The organism is Gordonia sp. IITR100 (assembly GCF_002009645.1).
Classification (GTDB): domain Bacteria; phylum Actinomycetota; class Actinomycetes; order Mycobacteriales; family Mycobacteriaceae; genus Gordonia; species Gordonia hongkongensis.
In genome coordinates this window covers 23,880-40,516 of record NZ_MVKV01000005.1, presented here as the reverse complement: position 1 = coordinate 40,516, position 16,637 = coordinate 23,880, and the positions used below count along the sequence as shown (strand labels likewise).

Sequence of the window (16,637 nt, the reverse complement as noted above, 5' to 3'; positions counted from 1 at the left end):
TAACGGGCGAAGATCGCGCGCGTCCGCAATTGATCCGCTCAGTCGAGTGCGGCGATGCCCAACGCGTTCAGGACCGTCCGCAGCTTGAACGCCGTCTCCTCGAGTTCGCCCTGCGGGTCGGAGTGTTCGACGATACCGCCGCCGGCCCACGTCCGGAGGCTGCGACGATCGGCCTCGAGTTCGAGGCACCGGATGGTGACCATCCACTCCCCGTCGCCGGCGGCGTCGCACCAGCCGACCGCCCCCGCATAGAAGCCGCGCTCACCCTCGACCTCGCGGATGATCTGCGCAGCAACATCACTCGGCGTGCCGCAGACCGCCGGGGTGGGGCCGAGCAGGAGTGCGAGATCGAGCGCAGTGGTCGCCGGGTCCCGAAGCCGCGCGCGGATCGGGGTGGCCAGATGCCAGACCTCCCCGGTCGACTGCAATTGCGGGGTCGACGGCGCGTCGACGTCGTCGCAGAGGTGTCCCAGCCGGTCTCGCAGGTGGTCGACGACGAAGGCGTGCTCGGCGAGATCCTTCGCCGAGGAGAACAATCCGTCGGCAGCGGCGCGGTCGACGACCGGGTCGGGTGACCGCGGCGCCGATCCCGCGTACGGGTGGCAGGTGACGACGGAACCCGACTTGCGCAGCAGCACTTCGGGACTCGCGCCCAACAGCCACGAACCCGAGCCGGTGGCCGCGCCGAGATCGACACCGAATGCGTTGTGTCCGGCATTGCCGCCCGCCAGTGCGTCGAGGAGTTGCAGAGGCTCGACCTCGGCGTCGAGCACGATGTCGACGCTGCGGGCGAGTACGACCTTGCCGACGTCGCCGGCGACGATCCGCTTCACCGCGTGTGCGACACGTTCGCGGTGCTCGTCGGCCGTGGGGTGCAGGGTCGTCGACACCGGGGTGCGCGTCAGCGGTGGTGTGCCTGCCAGCGGCGCCGCGTCGACGTGCAGGACTTCGGGCACCACCAGCGCGGCGGGCTCGGCGAGGTCGAAGGGGATCGCGCCGGTCAGACCGTCGACGGTCCCGGCGCGCAGGGCGGCCGAGGCGGCGTCGACGTCGGTGAACGCACGGACCGCGCCCATGCCCCGCACGGTGCCGTGCGGGCGGGACAACACGAACACATCAGTCGCTGACACCCCTGACACGCTACAGGTAAGTGTGCCCTAACTTCCGATCACGTTGAGTGAAAATTGACACGTCCGCGCGAGATCGACGACCCTTGGTCGTAGGTCATGAGTGCCAGTGACAAGCCCCGGCTCGCTGGTCGGCAACCCTCCTTCGCGGTGGGGTGCTCCGGGTGACGACCCGGCCGCGTACCGACCGGACGCGGCAAGCGCGAATTGTCTGAGGAGTTTCCTGCCGTGACCGCTGTCCTGTCCGCACCCGCCGGTCGCCTGTCGCCCGCAGTCGACGTCCGCTTCGACGCCGCCCGGGAATCGGTGCGGCAGTTCGTCCGTGCGCGGGTCGACGACACCGTCGTCTTCACCCGCGATGCCGCCGTTGCCCTCGACCTCGCGGCGCGCATCACTCCTGGCGACGTCGTCGTCCTCGACATCGGGCAGGGCGCCGACCTGCTGCGGTGGTGCGCACCACGGCAGGGGCGCGACCGGGCGCGGTTCGTCCCGGCCTGCGAGACCATCGAGGACACCTTGGTCGCGCTGGAGACCGAGCTCGCCTCGGCGCCGGCATCGTTCCTGGTCGTGACCGCGGTATCGGACATCACCGGCGAGGTGCTGCCGATCGGCCGGCTCGCCTCGCTCGCGCACCGGTCCGGGGCCCGCATCCTGGTCGACGCCGCGCAACTCGTCGGGCACCGGCCCGTCTCCGTCGTCAGCCACGGCATCGACTACCTGGCGTTCGGTGAACCAGGTCGTAGGACGGATGGCGCCGGCGTTCTCATCGGTCGTCGTGACTGGTTCGACGCCGCCGATGTCGATGCCTCGCCGGACGCCGACGGCGTTCCCGGGGCGATCGCGGTCGCCGAGGCGTGTCGGGTGCTCGCCGATCTCGGACCCGAGACGATCGGCCTGCATGAACGCCGCCTCGCCGAACGTCTCGACGCCGGCCTGGCCGCGATCGGCAGCTTCACGCCGCTGCGGATCTTCACCGATTCCACCGACCGCGCGGGAGTCGCGGGCTACACCGTCGACGGCCTCGCACCGCCGGCCGACACGGTGCGCGCGAGTTTCGGAGCGGGCACCACCGTCGACGACATCGACCGGATTCTCGATGCATTCCGGGCGCGAACCGAACAGACCGACCGAACTCGACCAGGGGTGAATAGATGACCATCGAACTCGACGCACGTGCTGACCGCGGCACCGTGATCGCCGCACAGACTGCCACCCCGACGGCCCCGATCAGCATCGGACGTCCGGGATTCCAGATCGCGCTCGCGGGAGACGATCTCGCACAGACGTTTCCGATCGTCGTGCGGCGGGAGACCCTCCGCGAGGCGCAGCGCGCCCGCTCCCTGCTCCGGGCCGGCAGCCACGATCAGGCCAATTTCGTGGTCGCACTCGAGGTGGAGGTGGCCGTCGCGCCGGACGCCGCGTCGGCGCGCACGGCCGCTGCTGCGGCGGTGAACGCGTCGTCGGAGACGGGCTCGGGGACCATCCGCTACATCGGGACGACACACGGACTGATCACGCTGGTCCGCGACATCTACGCAGCCGAGGTCGCCGACGCCGTGATCCTCATCCCGATCGACGGCGCGGCCACCGAACGCCGCATCCGCGAACAGATCCTGCCGGTGCTCGCCGAGCAGCGGTACCGCGTGGCCTGACCCACTGCTGGTTGAGCCGGCACCGAGCGTAGCCGCCGGGCCGAGCAAGCGACGAAGGAGCGCGTGGAGGTCGAGGCGCCGAGTCGAAGCCACCTGGTGACCAGACAAGACCGCCGACACCATCTCGGATGATGGTGCCGGCGGTCTCGTGTGTGGGAGAGATCAGCCGCGCGAGGGCTCGTTGGCCGCGTCGGGGTGCGCAGCGAGGCGATCGATGGCCTCCTGTGCGATCTTCTCGGCCTGGTCGCGGCCGACCCATCCGCCCGGGTCGACCTCCTTGCCCGGCTCGAGGTCCTTGTAGTGCTCGAAGAAGTGGGCGATGGGTCCCAGCTCGTATTCGGACACGTCGGAGATGTCCTTGATGTGGTCCCAGCGCACGTCCTTGGCGGGGACGCAGAGCAGCTTGTCGTCGCCACCGGCCTCGTCGGTCATGGTGTACATGCCGACGACCCGTGCGCGCACGATGATGCCGGGGAACACCGACTCGGGGAGCAGGACCATCGCGTCGAGCGGGTCGCCGTCCTCACCGAGGGTGCCGTCGATGTAGCCGTAGTCGGCCGGGTAGCCCATCGAGGTGTACAGGTAGCGGTCGAGGTAGACCTTGCCCGTCTCGTGGTCGACCTCGTACTTGTTGCGGCCACCTTTGGGGATCTCGATGGTCACATCGAATTCCACAGTTCCTCCTGGCAGTCTTGATCGGGGATGCCGCGTCGGGCCGAAACGCCCGCACGCTGCCCCAACGATACTGTTGGTCCGGCGACCTCGATGTTCGTACCCCTCGTTGTGCGTATGTCCGGGCCGTTCCATCGACCGTCAACCGCGAGAGACCCGGAGGCTTTGTGGGCGCATCCACCCGAAACGGCGGTCGTTCCGGTCGGAGACTTCTGTGGTGGACGATCACCGCGGTGGTGATCCTGGCCCTCGTCGCGACGGCCTCGGTGGTCATCGCGCTCCGGCTCGACCGGGAACCCGAACTGCCGCCGGGGGTTCCCCCGCAGCCCGCCGCGATCGCCGTCGACCCCCGGATCGACCCGGTGGTCGCCTCCGCGCCGGAGCCCACGCCGAGCGGTGTGTCGCGGGCCATCGCGCCGGCACTGCGGGATCCGGCGCTCGGCGAACTCACCGGCATGATCAGCGACTCGCTGACCGGCACCGTCCTGTGGACCAGCAACCCCGAGCGTCCGCGGATCCCCGCGTCGAACGCCAAGGTCCTCTCGGCCGCGGCCGTCCTCGAAGCCGTGCCGCACGATCAGCGACTGACCACGACGGTGGTGGCCGGCAGCAACGGGCAGATCATCCTCCGAGGTGCGGGTGACCCGACCCTGTCCGCACAGCCCGCCGGCACCGACACCTTCTACACCGACCCCGGTCGCATCGCCGACCTCGCGCGGCAGATCGAGGACACCGAGATCCCGGTGACGTCGGTGGCAGTCGACCTGAGCGCGTTCTCGGGTCCGACGATGGACACCACCTGGGACCGCCGGGACATCCAGGGTGGCGACATCGCGCCGATCGAATCGCTGATGGTCGACGGCGCCCGGCTCGAACCGCTCGACGAGTACTCGCCGCGCACCGCGGAACCGGGCATCATGGCCGGCGAGGCGCTGGCCGCGGCTCTCGGCGTGGAGGGTCCCGTCACGGAGGTGACCGGTTCCGGCGCAGCCGCATCGGGGAACGACCGCGTCATCGCGAAGGTCCAGTCGGCGCCGCTGGTCACCCGGGTCAACGACATGCTGCGCTACAGCGACAACGTGCTCGCCGAGACCCTGGCCATCGAACTGTCGGTGCACCGGGGCGGGCCGCCCACGCACGCCGGCGGCGTGGAGGCGATCGAACAAGTCCTGTCGTCGATGTTCCCGGACCAGTGGGCGGGCACCACCCTGCACGATGCGTCGGGGATCTCCTACGCCAACCGCACCACGCCGGAACTGCTCGACGCCGTGATGACGGCCGCCAGCGGGCCCAGCCGGCCGGCGCTGCGCCCGATGCTCGACGGGCTGCCGATCGCCGGTGGCACCGGTACGCTCGCGGACCGGTTCGACGCCCCGGGCAACCCGGGCGCGGGCTGGGCACGCGCCAAGACCGGAACACTCACCGGGGTCAGTTCGTTGACCGGCATAGTGCAGACAGTCGACGGCCGCGTGCTGTCGTTCGCCCTGATGTCCGGCGGCACCTCGCCGGCGGACGCGCGACCCGCCCTCGACGCCGTGGTGGGTCAACTGAGAGAGTGCGGGTGCCGATGACCACTTCAGGAATCGCCGGATCGGACGTCACCGACGCCGGGATCACCGGAACCGGGACCACCGAGGTCGCCGAGACCGCCGACCGTCAACCGGGCATCGGGTCGCAGATCGACTGGTCGCTCGCGGCGTCGACCGCGAAACGTCTCACCCGTCCCGGTCCCAAGACCACGGCCTACACCTACGAGGCGGCCCGTACGGAACTGGCCGACGCCGCGACCCGGGCCGAAGCCCCGGTCCGTGAGGTCACCGGGCTCGCCGACGGCCTTCGCGTACCGACCACCCGGGTCCTCGACCGGGCCGGGTGGATCGACGCCGCATCCCGGTCGATGCGCTCGATGCTCGGCTCCGACGAGTCGATCGATGCGGGATCGCCCGGACTCGGGGCCCGATTCGGCGGCCTCCAGGCCGGCGGGTTGCTCGCCTTCCTCTCCACCGCGATCCTCGGCCAGTACGACCCGTTCACCCCCGACCCGGAGACCGGCGAACCGGGTGTGCTGATGGTGGTGACGCCGAACATCATCAACGTCGAACGTCAGCTCAAGGTGATCCCGTCGGACTTCCGCCTGTGGGTGTGCCTACACGAGGTCACCCACCGGGTGCAGTTCTCGGCCAACCCGTGGCTGCGCGACTACATGCAGGACAACGTGGCCGTGCTGACCTCCGACGCCGGCGAGTCCACCACCGAGATCGTCACGCGGATGACCAAGGCGCTCAAGGGCTCCGACGGTCCGCGCGAAAAGGGTGTGATCGGGGCGATGCAACTGCTGCAGAGCCCGGAGCAGCACGCCGCCTTCCAACGCATGATGGTCCTGGGCACGCTGCTCGAGGGTCACGCCGACCATGTCATGGACGCCGTGGGACCGGCGCATGTGCCGTCGGTGGCGAGCATCCGAGCCGCCTTCGACAAACGACGCACCGCACCCCAGAACCCGGTCCAGCGGCTCATCCGGGCGCTCATCGGGATGGACGCCAAGCTCGCGCAGTACATCCGCGGCAAGGCCTTCGTCGACGCGGTGGTCGAGGCCGTCGGGATGGAGCGGTTCAACGTCGTGTGGACCTCGCCGGACACGATGCCGCTGCCGAGCGAGATCGACGACCCGCAGGCATGGATTCAGCGGGTGTTGTGAGGCGGGCGGTCGCGGACTTCGCGGCCGCTCATCTCGCCGGGCCGGACGTCTGCGTGGGACTCTCCGGTGGAGCTGACTCGCTCGCGCTGACCGCCGGCGCGGTCGGTGCCGGACTCGACGTCACCGCGCTGATCGTCGATCACGGCCTCCAACCGGGTTCGACGCAGGTGGCCGCGGCGGCGGCGCGCACGGCGGAGTCCCTCGGTGCCCGCGTGCGAATTCTCCCGGTGCGGGTCGGGTGGCGGGGCGGTCTCGAGGCCGCCGCACGTGACGCGCGATATGCGGCGCTCGAGCAGGCCCGCGACGGCCGGCCGGTCCTGCTCGGCCACACCGCGGACGACCAGGCAGAGACCGTGCTGTTGGGACTGGCACGCGGATCCGGGTCCCGGTCGATCGCGGGTATGCGCCCGTGGAATCGACCCTGGGGCAGACCGTTCCTCGGGGTCCGGCGACATCAGACCCTGGCGGCCTGTACGGAGATGGGCCTCGAGCCCCACCACGACCCGCACAACCGCGATCCGCGTTTCACCCGGGTTCGTCTGCGGGCCGAGGTGCTACCGCTGCTCGACGACGTGCTCCAGGGGGGTGTCGTCGACGCGCTGGGTCGCACCGCCGACGGTTTGCGAGCAGACAACGACGCGCTCGACGAGTGGGCGGCCCGGGTCCTGGCCGAGGCCGGCCGCGGTGACGTACTGGAGATCGCCCCGCTGCGCGACGCGCCGCCCGCGGTCCGGACCCGTGCCCTGCGCGCCTGGCTGCTCGACGTCGGTGCGACCGAGCCGACCCATCGGGTCATCTCCGCGGTGGCGGCTCTGCTGGACCGGACCGGCGCCGCGGGCGACCGGACCCAGGTCGCCGTCGGCGGCGACCCCGCGGTCCGCCGCGTCGTCGTCCGCCGCGGCGAGACACTGACGGTCCGCCTCACCGAGAGGTGAGACGGACCGTCGAGGACAGACTCCGCGATCAGCGTCGCGGCGGAACGAACGGCGAGTTGATCGTCTGGAAGTAGTGGATCCCGGCCCCGATCAGGGTGCCCCCGCCGCCGAGGGCGAGGCCGACGATGCCGCCGATCGCAGCGGCCGGCGCGACGCCCACCAGGCAGCCCACCACCGCAGCGGCGAGTCCGATGACGCACCCGATGATTCCGCCGACGATTCCACCGACGATGGTCCCGACCAATGTCCCGATCGACGTTCCCGCGGCGAGCTGCGAACGGAAACGTTCGAGCGCCTGGTCGTCGCGCTCCTGGCGCGTTTGCGGCGCCGCGACATTGTGTCGGGCCGCCCCGCGTAATTGATCGACCGCGGTCGGATTGAGTGTCGTCGAACGTGCGACCTCACGGGACGGAATGAGGGTCACCTTGTTTCCCGTGGTCCGCGTGTCGATCGGGAACTGCCGATACTCGCTGCGATACATGAGCGGCATGCGAAAGAGTTCCGCGCCGGCGGTGTCCCGGATCGTCAGATTTCCGTTCGCCGTGCTGACCGACGCGTTGTGCACCGTGAGAGTGAGCGCCGAGGCATTCCACGACGCATCGTAGGTCGCGGCGGAGGCCCGCTGAGGTGCGGCTTCGGCGGTCGCGGCGAATACGGTGACGACCGCGGTGACCAGGCACAGGATGGCGCTGAAACGTTTTCTGCGCAGGGGAGAACGCGAAGTGGGGGACACGAGCGCTCCTTCTTGTCCACACGGGGACAGGGCGTGAGAAGGGAGGGGAATTTCGAGGCCTGGTTACTCAGATCTCTGTTCTCGAGAATGTCAGACGCTTGATCCACTCCGAAACGCAACCACTCGGATTGGTGCCGGTGTGGCGACTTGTTATGCGACCGTTATCTGCACGGCAATTCGGCGAAATATCGATATGAAAGGGCGACAATGATTTGAGCAGGAATTTCTCGGAAAACCCCCAGGTGGACGGTCGGTCATTTCTTCGGCCTATGGCGACGACCCCGGTGCGGCCCCCGTTCATCGCGGTGCGGCCGAAACATGCGAAGCTGGGACCGTGCAGTTTGCCGATCCGTATGCCGCCGACATCGACGCTGTCCTGATCACCGAGGACGAGATCAAGGAGCGCACCGCCGAACTCGCCCAGTCCGTGGCGTCGCGCTACGCCGACATCGAAGAGGATCTGGTTCTCATCGGTGTCCTCAAGGGCGCGATCATGTTCATGACCGACTTCGCCCGGTCGCTTCCGATCCCGTCGCAGATGGAGTTCATGGCGGTCTCCAGTTACGGGTCGTCGACCTCGTCCTCGGGTGTGGTCCGCATCCTCAAGGACCTCGACCGCGACATCGAGGGACGCGACGTCCTGATCGTCGAGGACATCATCGACTCCGGTCTGACGCTGTCCTGGCTCATGAAGAATCTCGCCACACGGTCGCCACGCAGCCTGGAGGTGTGCGCTCTGTTGCGCAAGCCGGACGCCGTGCGTTCCACCATCCGGGTCGCCGACGTCGGGTTCGACATCCCCAACGAGTTCGTCGTCGGATACGGCCTCGACTACGCGGAGCGATACCGCGACCTTCCCTACATCGGACGACTGAAGCCGTCGGTGTACACGCACTGATCCATCGCCGGCGCATGACGCGGCGCCCGCGTGTCCGACCTGCGAGGGAACGGTTTCACCAGCGCGATCGTTGACCGGTAGCCTCAATGTGTACGTCGACGGGAAGGACATGGGAACGGCGTCGGCACCGGGACTCGATCCCGTGAGCCCGCACGACCCCCACCAACTGGCATGAACCGTAAGACAGTCTTCCGCAACCTCGCCATCCTGGCGCTCATCCTGCTCGCCCTGTGGGGCTGGAGCGTGATGAGCGACTCCGGTCGGGAGTACCGCGGCGTCGACACCTCTGTCGCACTGCAGCAACTCAACGACAAGAACACCAAGTTCATCAGCATCGACGACCGCGAGCAGCAGCTGCGCATCGAGCTGAACACCCCGATCAAGGTCAACGACGCCGACGCCGACAAGATCAGCGCCAAGTACCCGGCGCAGGCGGGGGACCAGGTCTTCGAGGCCGTCCAGGGCACCGGCGCCCCGTACACGACCAACGTCAACGAGCAGTCCGTCCTGTGGCAGATCCTCATCTTCGTGCTGCCGATGATCCTGCTGTTCGGTCTGTTCTTTTTCGTGATGAGCCGTATGCAGGGCGGTGGCCGCGGCGGCGTGATGGGCTTCGGCAAGTCGAAGGCCAAGCAGCTCACCAAGGACATGCCGAAGACGACCTTCGCCGACGTCGCGGGCGCCGACGAGGCCGTCGAAGAGCTCTACGAGATCAAGGACTTCCTACAGAACCCGACGCGGTACCAGGCGCTGGGCGCCAAGATCCCGCGCGGTGTGCTGCTCTTCGGCCCTCCCGGAACCGGCAAGACGCTACTGGCCCGCGCGGTGGCCGGCGAGGCGGGCGTCCCGTTCTTCACGATCTCCGGTTCGGACTTCGTCGAGATGTTCGTCGGCGTCGGCGCGTCGCGCGTGCGTGACCTGTTCGAGCAGGCCAAGAACAACAGTCCGTGCATCATCTTCGTCGACGAGATCGACGCCGTCGGCCGGCAGCGCGGCGCGGGTCTCGGCGGTGGCCACGACGAGCGTGAGCAGACGCTCAACCAGCTCCTCGTCGAGATGGACGGTTTCGGCGACCGCTCGGGCATCATCCTGATCGCGGCCACCAACCGCCCCGACATCCTCGACCCGGCTCTGCTGCGCCCCGGCCGATTCGACCGGCAGATCCCGGTCGGCAACCCCGACATGGCCGGTCGCCGGGCCATCCTCAAGGTCCACGCCAAGGGCAAGCCGATCGACTCCGACGCCGATCTCGACGGTCTGGCCAAGCGCACGCCCGGCATGTCCGGAGCGGATCTGGCCAACGTCGTCAACGAGGCGGCGCTGCTCACCGCACGGGAGAACAAGCAGACGATCACCGCCGAGGCCCTCGAAGAGGCGGTCGACCGGGTCATCGGCGGTCCGCGCCGCAAGTCCCGGATCATCAGCGAACACGAGCGCAAGGTCGTCGCCTATCACGAGGGCGGCCATACTCTTGCTGCCTGGGCGATGCCCGATCTCGACCCGATCTACAAGGTCACGATCCTGGCGCGCGGGCGCACCGGCGGCCACGCGCTCGCCGTCCCCGAGCAGGACAAGGACCTGATGACCCGCTCGGAGATGATCGCGCGGCTGGTGATGGCGATGGGCGGCCGTGCCGCCGAGGAACTGGTCTTCCACGAGCCGACGACCGGCGCGTCGTCGGACATCGACCAGGCGACGAAGATCGCGCGTGCGATGGTCACCGAGTACGGCATGAGTTCGAAGTTGGGTGCAGTGCGCTACGGCCAGGACCAGGGCGATCCGTTCCTCGGCCGGTCCATGGGCTCGCACACCGACTACTCCGCGGAAATCGCGAGCGAGATCGACGACGAGGTGCGCCGGCTCATCGAGGCCGCGCACACCGAGGCTTGGGCCATCCTGACCGAGTACCGGGACACCCTGGACGTGCTCGCGACGCAGCTCCTCGAGAAGGAGACGCTGACCCGCAAGGACCTCGAGAAGATCTTCGCCGACGTCGACAAGCGTCCGCGGATCACCGCGTTCAACGACTTCGGCGAACGCACTCCGAGTGACAAACCGCCGGTGAAGACGCCGGGAGAGCTGGCGATCGAACGCGGTGAGCCGTGGCCGCCGCCGGAGCAGGCCAAGATCCCCGAGCCGGTGGGTGCCGGTTATCCCGGTGGGCCGCAGGTCCCCGGCCAAGTGCCGAACTACCCGCCGATGTATCCCGAGCCGGGTGGTCCGACACCCCCGACGCAGGGCAATCCGGAACCGCGGTTCCCCGACCACGGATATCCGCCGGCCGATCCCGGCCCCCACTATCCGAATCCCCAATATCCGAACCCCCAGTATCCGAACCCGAACTACCCCAACCCGCAGTATCCGGACCCGGGCAACGGCCGGACGGCGGCACCCGGGTCGGGTGGGCCGTACGGGGGCGGCACGCGTCCGGATTACGGCGCGCCGCGCGATTGGTCCGCACCCGGTTGGCCACCCGAGCCCGACCCGCGGTCGGGTCGCAACGGCGACACGAACGGCTGGGGTCATCGCGCCGGTGACGACGACTCGCGTCCGAGTTCGTAAAGTGGCCGGATGAGTATCAGCGAGCGGCGGGACGCCGTACTCGAGGGACCCCGGTCCGACTTCGACCAGGCACGCGCCGAAGCTGCGGTCCGCGAGTTGCTGCTCGCCGTCGGCGAGGACCCGGATCGGGAAGGTCTGATCCGGACGCCCACGCGGGTGGCGAACGCCTACCGGGAGATGTTCGCCGGCTTGTACACCGAGCCCGATGAGGTCCTCGCCACGACGTTCGACGAGGACCACGACGAGCTGGTGCTGGTGAAGGACATCCCGATGTACTCCACCTGCGAGCATCACCTGGTGTCGTTCCACGGTGTCGCCCACGTCGGCTACATCCCCGGCACCTCGGGCCGGGTGACCGGGCTGTCCAAGTTGGCGCGCCTGGTCGACCTGTACGCGAAGCGTCCGCAGGTCCAGGAGCGGCTCACCAGCCAGATCGCCGACGCGATGATGCGCAGACTCGAGCCCCGCGGGGTGATCGTGGTGATCGAGGCCGAGCACCTGTGCATGGCCATGCGCGGTATCCGCAAACCCGGCGCGACGACCACCACGTCGGCGGTGCGCGGCATCTTCAAGACCAGTGCGGTGTCCCGCGGCGAAGCCCTCGACCTGATCACCCGGTGACGCAGGCGCACGCAGTCCCCGCCGGCGGCGGTGTGCACCGGACTCTCGTGATGGGCGTCCTCAACGTCACCGCCGACTCCTTCTCCGACGGCGGTCGCTACCTCGACGCCGATGCGGCCATCGCGCATGGGCTCGAACTCATCGAGCAGGGTGCCGACCTCATCGACGTGGGTGGCGAATCGACCCGGCCCGGCGCGGTCCGGGTCGACCCCGGTCTCGAGGCGGAGCGCGTGGTCCCGGTGATCGGCGAACTCGCCGCGCGCGGGGTGACCGTGTCGGTCGACACGATGCGCGCCCCGGTCGCGGCCGCCGCGATCCGGGCCGGCGCCGCGATCGTCAATGACGTGTCCGGCGGGCGTGCCGACGCCGACATGGCGCGGGTCGTCGCGGACGCGGGATTGCCGTGGATCCTGATGCACTGGCGCCCGGCCGGGGACAGCACGGACCGGCGGTTCACGCACCGCAGTGGAGACGTCGACGGGTACCGGGACGTGGTCGCCGAGGTGAGTGGGGAACTGCTGGCCCAGGTCGACGCGGCGGTGTCGGCCGGCGTCGACGCCGACCGCCTCATCCTGGATCCGGGGCTGGGCTTCGCCAAGACCGCCGAGCACAACTGGGCCCTGCTCAACGCATTGCCCACCATCACCGGGCTCGGCTTCCCGGTGCTGGTCGGAGCCTCCCGCAAACGCTTCCTCGGGTCGCTGCTGCGTCGCGACGGTGCGGATCGGCCGCCCGCCGGACGTGATGTCGCCACCGCGTCGGTCTCGGCGCTGTCCGCCGCCGCGGGCGCGTGGGGGGTGCGCGTCCACGACGTCGCGAGCAGTCGCGACGCGGTCGCGGTCGCGGCGGCCTGGCGCACCGGCGGTTCCCGAACCTCGTCCTCGGTAGGAGACTCGAATGGCTGACCGGATCGAACTGCGCGGCCTCAAGGTGCGCGGCAATCACGGTGTGTTCGACCATGAACGGGCCGACGGCCAGGACTTCTACATCGACGTCGTGCTCTGGCTGGACCTACGGGCCGCCGGCGAGTCCGACGACCTCGCCGACACCGTCGACTACGGCACGCTCGCGCAGCAGGTCGCCGGCATCGTCGGGGGCGAACCGCGCAACCTCATCGAGAAGGTGGGGGCCGAGGTCGCGGAGTCGATCATGACCGACGAGCGCATCGATGCCTGCGAGGTGACCGTGCACAAGCCGTCGGCGCCGATCCCACTGACCTTCGACGACGTCGCGGTGGTGACCAGACGTTCCCGCAAGGGGACGCGATGAGCCGCGCGGTGCTCTCGGCCGGTTCCAACATCGGTGACCCGACCGCGCACCTGCGTTCGGTCGTCGAGGCTTTCGCCGACGACCTGGTCGCGGTGTCCGCGGTCTATTCGACGCCGCCGTGGGGCGGGGTCGAGCAGGAGGACTTCCGCAACATCACGCTCGTCGTCGACGGCCCGCATGATGCGCGCGGGTGGCTCCAGCGCGGATTCGAACTCGAGCGGGCCGCCGATCGGACGCGCGAGATCCGCTGGGGGCCGCGAACTCTCGACGTCGACGTCGTCACCGTGTCCGAGTCCGGCCAGGTCGTCGTGTCCGGGGACCCGGACCTGACACTGCCCCATCCCCGTGCCGCGCAACGGGCTTTCGTCCTCGTCCCGTGGCTCGAGATCGAACCCGATGCCATCCTCTGGACCCCGGACGGTACGCGCGCGGTGTCCGACCTCGTGGCCGGGCTCGACGCCGCAGAGCGGGACGCGGTGCGTCCGGTCGGCCGCCTGACCGGGGTCGAGTCGTGACCGCGCCGGATCCGCGCCGGCCGGATCAGGACGACGAGGAGACCGGTCTCGGTCCCACCCGGGTCCGCGATCTCGCCGTCATCGCGGCGGTCACGGCGATCGTCGCGTGGATCCTGGTGCGGTACAACTACTCCGATTTCCCGCCGCTGCCGTTGCTCGCCGGTGTGGTGCTGTATGTGCTTGCCGCACTCGAGATCGTCATCGCCTTCGTCGTCCGTTCCCGGGTCGATTCGCGGGATGTCGGTCGCGCGCGGGGACAGCTCCATCCACTCACGGCCGCGCGAGTGCTGGCCCTGGCCAAGGCTTCTGCGATCCTCGGCGCCATCGCCGTCGGGGTGTGGCTGGGTCTGCTGGCCTTCCTGCTCGGCCAACACGATCTGGCCGCTGCCGACCACGACCGGCCGGGCGCGATCGTCGGACTGATCGGCGGGGTGGTCCTCGTCGGTGCCGCGCTGTGGCTCGAGTACTGCTGCCGAGCACCCGACGATCCGTCCGCCGTCGGCGGTCCGTGAGGGTCGGGGCGAGTGTCGGACGCCCCGCGCACTCGTCGCCTAACATGTCGACTATCGGAGAAACTCCGCACCCGCCTGCCGTCCGAATGCACTCACAGCGGGTAAATTCACGATCATGACGACCTCGAACGGCCGTGCCGCCGACTCGCGCCGCTCGAGTCGGTCGACGGCTCAGTGGTTGCTCGGCCTCTTGATCGTGCTCGCATTGATCGCCAGCATCCTGATGGTCTTCACCGACAGGTTGTCGATCACCGGCTCGCTGGCAGTCATCGCGGCGTTGTGGGCGGCCGTCATCGGCGCGATCCTGGTGACGAAGTTCCGTCGACAGGCCGAGAGCGCCGAGGCGAAGAGCCGTGACCTCCGGTTGGTCTACGAACTGCAGCTGGAACGCGAGATCGCCGCGCGTCGGCAGTACGAACTCGATGTCGAGACGACCATCCGCAAAGAGGTCACCGCCGAGTCGAACGAAGAACTCTCCGAGCTCAAGGCCCAGGTGCTGGCGTTGCGTTCCAGCCTGGAGATGCTCCTCGGTGAACCGCTCCCGGATCAGCGGGTCGCCCTGTCGAGTGAGAAGATGCGCGAACTGGCCTCGGGCCTGAACGACGAATCACGCGCGGGTCGTCGATCCGGTGCACCCTACGGCGGTGGCTTCTCCGGTGATCTCGGTGGCGTGTCGTCCTACGGCGCCACCTACGCCGACGACGGGGTGCTCGCCGCGCGCGACTTCGCGGCGACGGCTCCGACCGCGGACGACGGCAGGCATACGGGACCGGTCGATCCCAACGAGATGACCGAGGTGATCCCGGTCGTCACCGACGACCCGATCTCGGGCCGCATCGCCACCGAGGTATCGCCCGACGAGCCCGCGGCGACGAGCGCGCCGGCCGAACCCGCTGCCGCGACGGGGACGTCCGGGAGGACGTCCGACTCAGGCGTCTCCGACGCCGAGATCGTCGACACCGATCACGCCGACGGCACGGAAGCCACCGCGGGCGGCGAGACCTCGGGTGCGGACAGTGGTGCGTCAACCGGCGCCGGAGAGTCCGCGTCCGTGCCGTTCTCCGGGGGCTTCTACCTCGGAAGCGATGCCGACGCGTCGGATACCCGAGGCCCGGGATCGCAGTCGCCGGTCGCGGACGCGAATCAACCGCTCTACACCGACGACACCCCGACCGACGAATGGTCGACCCGGGCGGCGTCGGGCGAAGCACCCGAGAGCGATGAGACCCCGGACGGCGCGGATGCTTCCGACGACGTGGAGCCCCCGCCCTTCCTCGGGTCCGCTGGACGACACGAGAATCAGCCGGGCGGTCGGCCCGCGGAGTCCTTCGGCGGTGGTCGTCGACGCCGTGCGGTCGCCGACGACGCGGAATCGGCACACTCGGCGGGGTTGCCCGTCTCCGAACTCCTGAGCCAGCTGCGGTCACAGACCGAGTCCACCGGCGGCGGACGGCGCCGACGGAACGGCTGATCCGCCCGGGCGGGCCCGGCCGCTTGCGACCCCGGGCGGGCCCGGCTGCTTGCGACCCCGGGCGGGCCCGGCTGCTTGCGACACTGCCGGGTTGCGGTCCGACGCCCGTGTCATCCGTCCGGGTGCATCTGCGGCGTTGCCGCGGATTCGCCGATACGAGTTGGACGATCGCCCTAGTATTCCCGTATGAGCGAGACGCTCGCGGGTGGGGAGTTCGGTCTCGGGCCGGGGTCCGATCCGTCGATGGCCGCGATCCGCCATACCGAGCGCGGGAACGCGGTCAGGCAGTCGCTGGTGAGCACCGCGGTGTTCTTGCCGGTCATCGCGTGGTGGCCGACGGTGTTGTGGCTCTTCACCTTCGACCCGCTCGACGGCACCCCGTTCCCCGAGTACCACGCGAACCTCCAGGCCAACGGTCCCGAGGCGAGCCTGTTGCTCATCTGGTCGCTGACGGCTCTGATGCCGCTGTACATGGTTCTCGTGCTGGGGATCTGGGCTCGTAATCCGATGCGGTCGGGGATCGCGGTGGTGATCGGCGCGGTCGGGGCACTCGGATTCTGGGGTGGTCAGGTCCCGGTCCTGGTGCGATCGGGAGACTACCCCGTGCTCACGTTCTGTTCGGAGCACATGCCCGCCTTCGTCGTGATGCTGATCGTGGCGTGGTCGGTCGCGCGTCGTCGTGGATTCTGGTGGGTGCTGGCCATTCCGGTCATCACCCTGCTGGCGATCAACGCCTATGAGGGCTGGGCGTCGAACCCGGTCGACGCGATCGTCGACGGCACCGGGAGACTCCTCGACGTCCCGGCCTCGCAGGTACTGGACCCGTTCTCGCCGAGATTCCGTTCACCGTTCGACGACGTGGTCGACATCGTGGCGGGGATCCTGACCCTGTGGGTGGTCGACGCCGTGTTCGGCGCGTTGTCCAGGCAGGCGCGTGAGCCGCAGAAGTCCCGGCCGGGGAGCTGGCGCTGA

At 69.3% G+C, this 16,637-nt stretch carries 17 protein-coding genes and 1 riboswitch; of the genes, 14 read left to right on the top strand and 3 right to left on the bottom strand.

Features of this window, described 5'->3' with window-relative positions; all coding sequences use genetic code 11:
* Nucleotides 1–38 precede the first annotated feature (38 nt).
* Nucleotides 39–1,115 carry an isochorismate synthase MenF gene (locus B1818_RS10125; protein ID WP_058249883.1) on the bottom strand — a complete coding sequence of 359 codons (1,077 nt, stop codon included), beginning with the start codon at nt 1,113–1,115 and terminating at the stop codon, nt 39–41.
* A 107-nt stretch (nt 1,116–1,222) separates the two neighbouring features.
* Nucleotides 1,223–1,336, top strand: a riboswitch (SAM riboswitch).
* Between the two features lie 19 nt (nt 1,337–1,355).
* On the opposite strand from B1818_RS10125, the gene B1818_RS10120 reads away from it, so the two are divergent.
* A complete protein-coding gene (locus B1818_RS10120; RefSeq protein ID WP_058249884.1) occupies nt 1,356–2,282 on the top strand; it encodes an aminotransferase class V-fold PLP-dependent enzyme in 927 nt (308 codons plus the stop codon).
* Entirely contained in the window at nt 2,279–2,779 is a 501-nt protein-coding gene (locus tag B1818_RS10115) for a hypothetical protein (protein ID WP_058249885.1), read from the top strand. The genes B1818_RS10120 and B1818_RS10115 overlap by 4 nt, the downstream gene beginning before the upstream one ends.
* A gap of 162 nt (nt 2,780–2,941) precedes the next feature.
* On the opposite strand, the gene B1818_RS10110 is transcribed toward B1818_RS10115, so the two are convergent.
* Nucleotides 2,942–3,454, bottom strand: coding sequence for an inorganic diphosphatase (locus tag B1818_RS10110; protein WP_058249886.1), 513 nt, complete (start codon nt 3,452–3,454; stop codon nt 2,942–2,944).
* 164 nt (nt 3,455–3,618) lie between these two features.
* On the opposite strand from B1818_RS10110, the gene dacB reads away from it, so the two are divergent.
* From dacB to tilS, 3 genes are read left to right on the top strand one after another with little or no spacing between them, the layout of a single operon-like run.
* A complete protein-coding gene (dacB, locus tag B1818_RS10105) occupies nt 3,619–5,022 on the top strand; it encodes a D-alanyl-D-alanine carboxypeptidase/D-alanyl-D-alanine-endopeptidase (protein WP_078112648.1) in 1,404 nt (467 codons plus the stop codon).
* On the top strand, nt 5,019–6,149 hold the full coding sequence (locus tag B1818_RS10100; RefSeq protein ID WP_058249968.1) for a zinc-dependent metalloprotease: 1,131 nt from the start codon (nt 5,019–5,021) through the stop codon (nt 6,147–6,149). The genes dacB and B1818_RS10100 overlap by 4 nt, the downstream gene beginning before the upstream one ends.
* Complete coding sequence (gene tilS / locus B1818_RS10095) at nt 6,128–7,084, top strand: tRNA lysidine(34) synthetase TilS (protein WP_058249887.1); 957 nt, start codon at nt 6,128–6,130, stop codon at nt 7,082–7,084. The genes B1818_RS10100 and tilS overlap by 22 nt, the downstream gene beginning before the upstream one ends.
* A 28-nt stretch (nt 7,085–7,112) precedes the next feature.
* Here tilS and B1818_RS10090 read toward each other — a convergent pair whose 3' ends face one another.
* Nucleotides 7,113–7,817, bottom strand: coding sequence for a hypothetical protein (locus tag B1818_RS10090; RefSeq protein ID WP_058249888.1), 705 nt, complete (start codon nt 7,815–7,817; stop codon nt 7,113–7,115).
* 334 nt (nt 7,818–8,151) lie between these two features.
* Here B1818_RS10090 and hpt point away from each other — a divergent pair, with 334 nt between their 5' ends.
* The 9 genes from hpt to B1818_RS10045 all read left to right on the top strand — a co-directional run bounded on the left by hpt (nt 8,152) and on the right by B1818_RS10045 (nt 16,637).
* The gene (gene hpt, locus B1818_RS10085; protein ID WP_058249889.1) at nt 8,152–8,715 is read left to right on the top strand and encodes a hypoxanthine phosphoribosyltransferase; all 564 of its coding nucleotides are present in this window, start codon (nt 8,152–8,154) and stop codon (nt 8,713–8,715) included.
* Between the two features lie 171 nt (nt 8,716–8,886).
* On the top strand, nt 8,887–11,277 hold the full coding sequence (ftsH, locus tag B1818_RS10080) for an ATP-dependent zinc metalloprotease FtsH (protein ID WP_058249890.1): 2,391 nt from the start codon (nt 8,887–8,889) through the stop codon (nt 11,275–11,277).
* Nucleotides 11,278–11,286: 9 nt separating this feature from the next.
* Complete coding sequence (gene folE / locus B1818_RS10075; protein WP_058249891.1) at nt 11,287–11,898, top strand: GTP cyclohydrolase I FolE; 612 nt, start codon at nt 11,287–11,289, stop codon at nt 11,896–11,898.
* A gap of 50 nt (nt 11,899–11,948) precedes the next feature.
* On the top strand, nt 11,949–12,803 hold the full coding sequence (gene folP / locus B1818_RS10070) for a dihydropteroate synthase (RefSeq protein WP_058249969.1): 855 nt from the start codon (nt 11,949–11,951) through the stop codon (nt 12,801–12,803).
* A complete protein-coding gene (gene folB, locus B1818_RS10065) occupies nt 12,796–13,167 on the top strand; it encodes a dihydroneopterin aldolase (RefSeq protein ID WP_058249892.1) in 372 nt (123 codons plus the stop codon). The genes folP and folB overlap by 8 nt, the downstream gene beginning before the upstream one ends.
* Entirely contained in the window at nt 13,164–13,682 is a 519-nt protein-coding gene (gene folK / locus B1818_RS10060) for a 2-amino-4-hydroxy-6-hydroxymethyldihydropteridine diphosphokinase (RefSeq protein ID WP_078112646.1), read from the top strand. The genes folB and folK overlap by 4 nt, the downstream gene beginning before the upstream one ends.
* Entirely contained in the window at nt 13,679–14,194 is a 516-nt protein-coding gene (locus B1818_RS10055; protein ID WP_068971963.1) for a DUF3180 domain-containing protein, read from the top strand. Before folK ends, B1818_RS10055 begins: the two co-directional genes overlap by 4 nt.
* 115 nt (nt 14,195–14,309) lie before the next feature.
* On the top strand, nt 14,310–15,665 hold the full coding sequence (locus tag B1818_RS10050) for a DUF6779 domain-containing protein (RefSeq protein WP_078112645.1): 1,356 nt from the start codon (nt 14,310–14,312) through the stop codon (nt 15,663–15,665).
* A gap of 186 nt (nt 15,666–15,851) precedes the next feature.
* Nucleotides 15,852–16,637 (top strand): hypothetical protein, encoded by a 786-nt coding sequence (locus B1818_RS10045; protein WP_078112644.1) that lies wholly within the window; start codon nt 15,852–15,854, stop codon nt 16,635–16,637.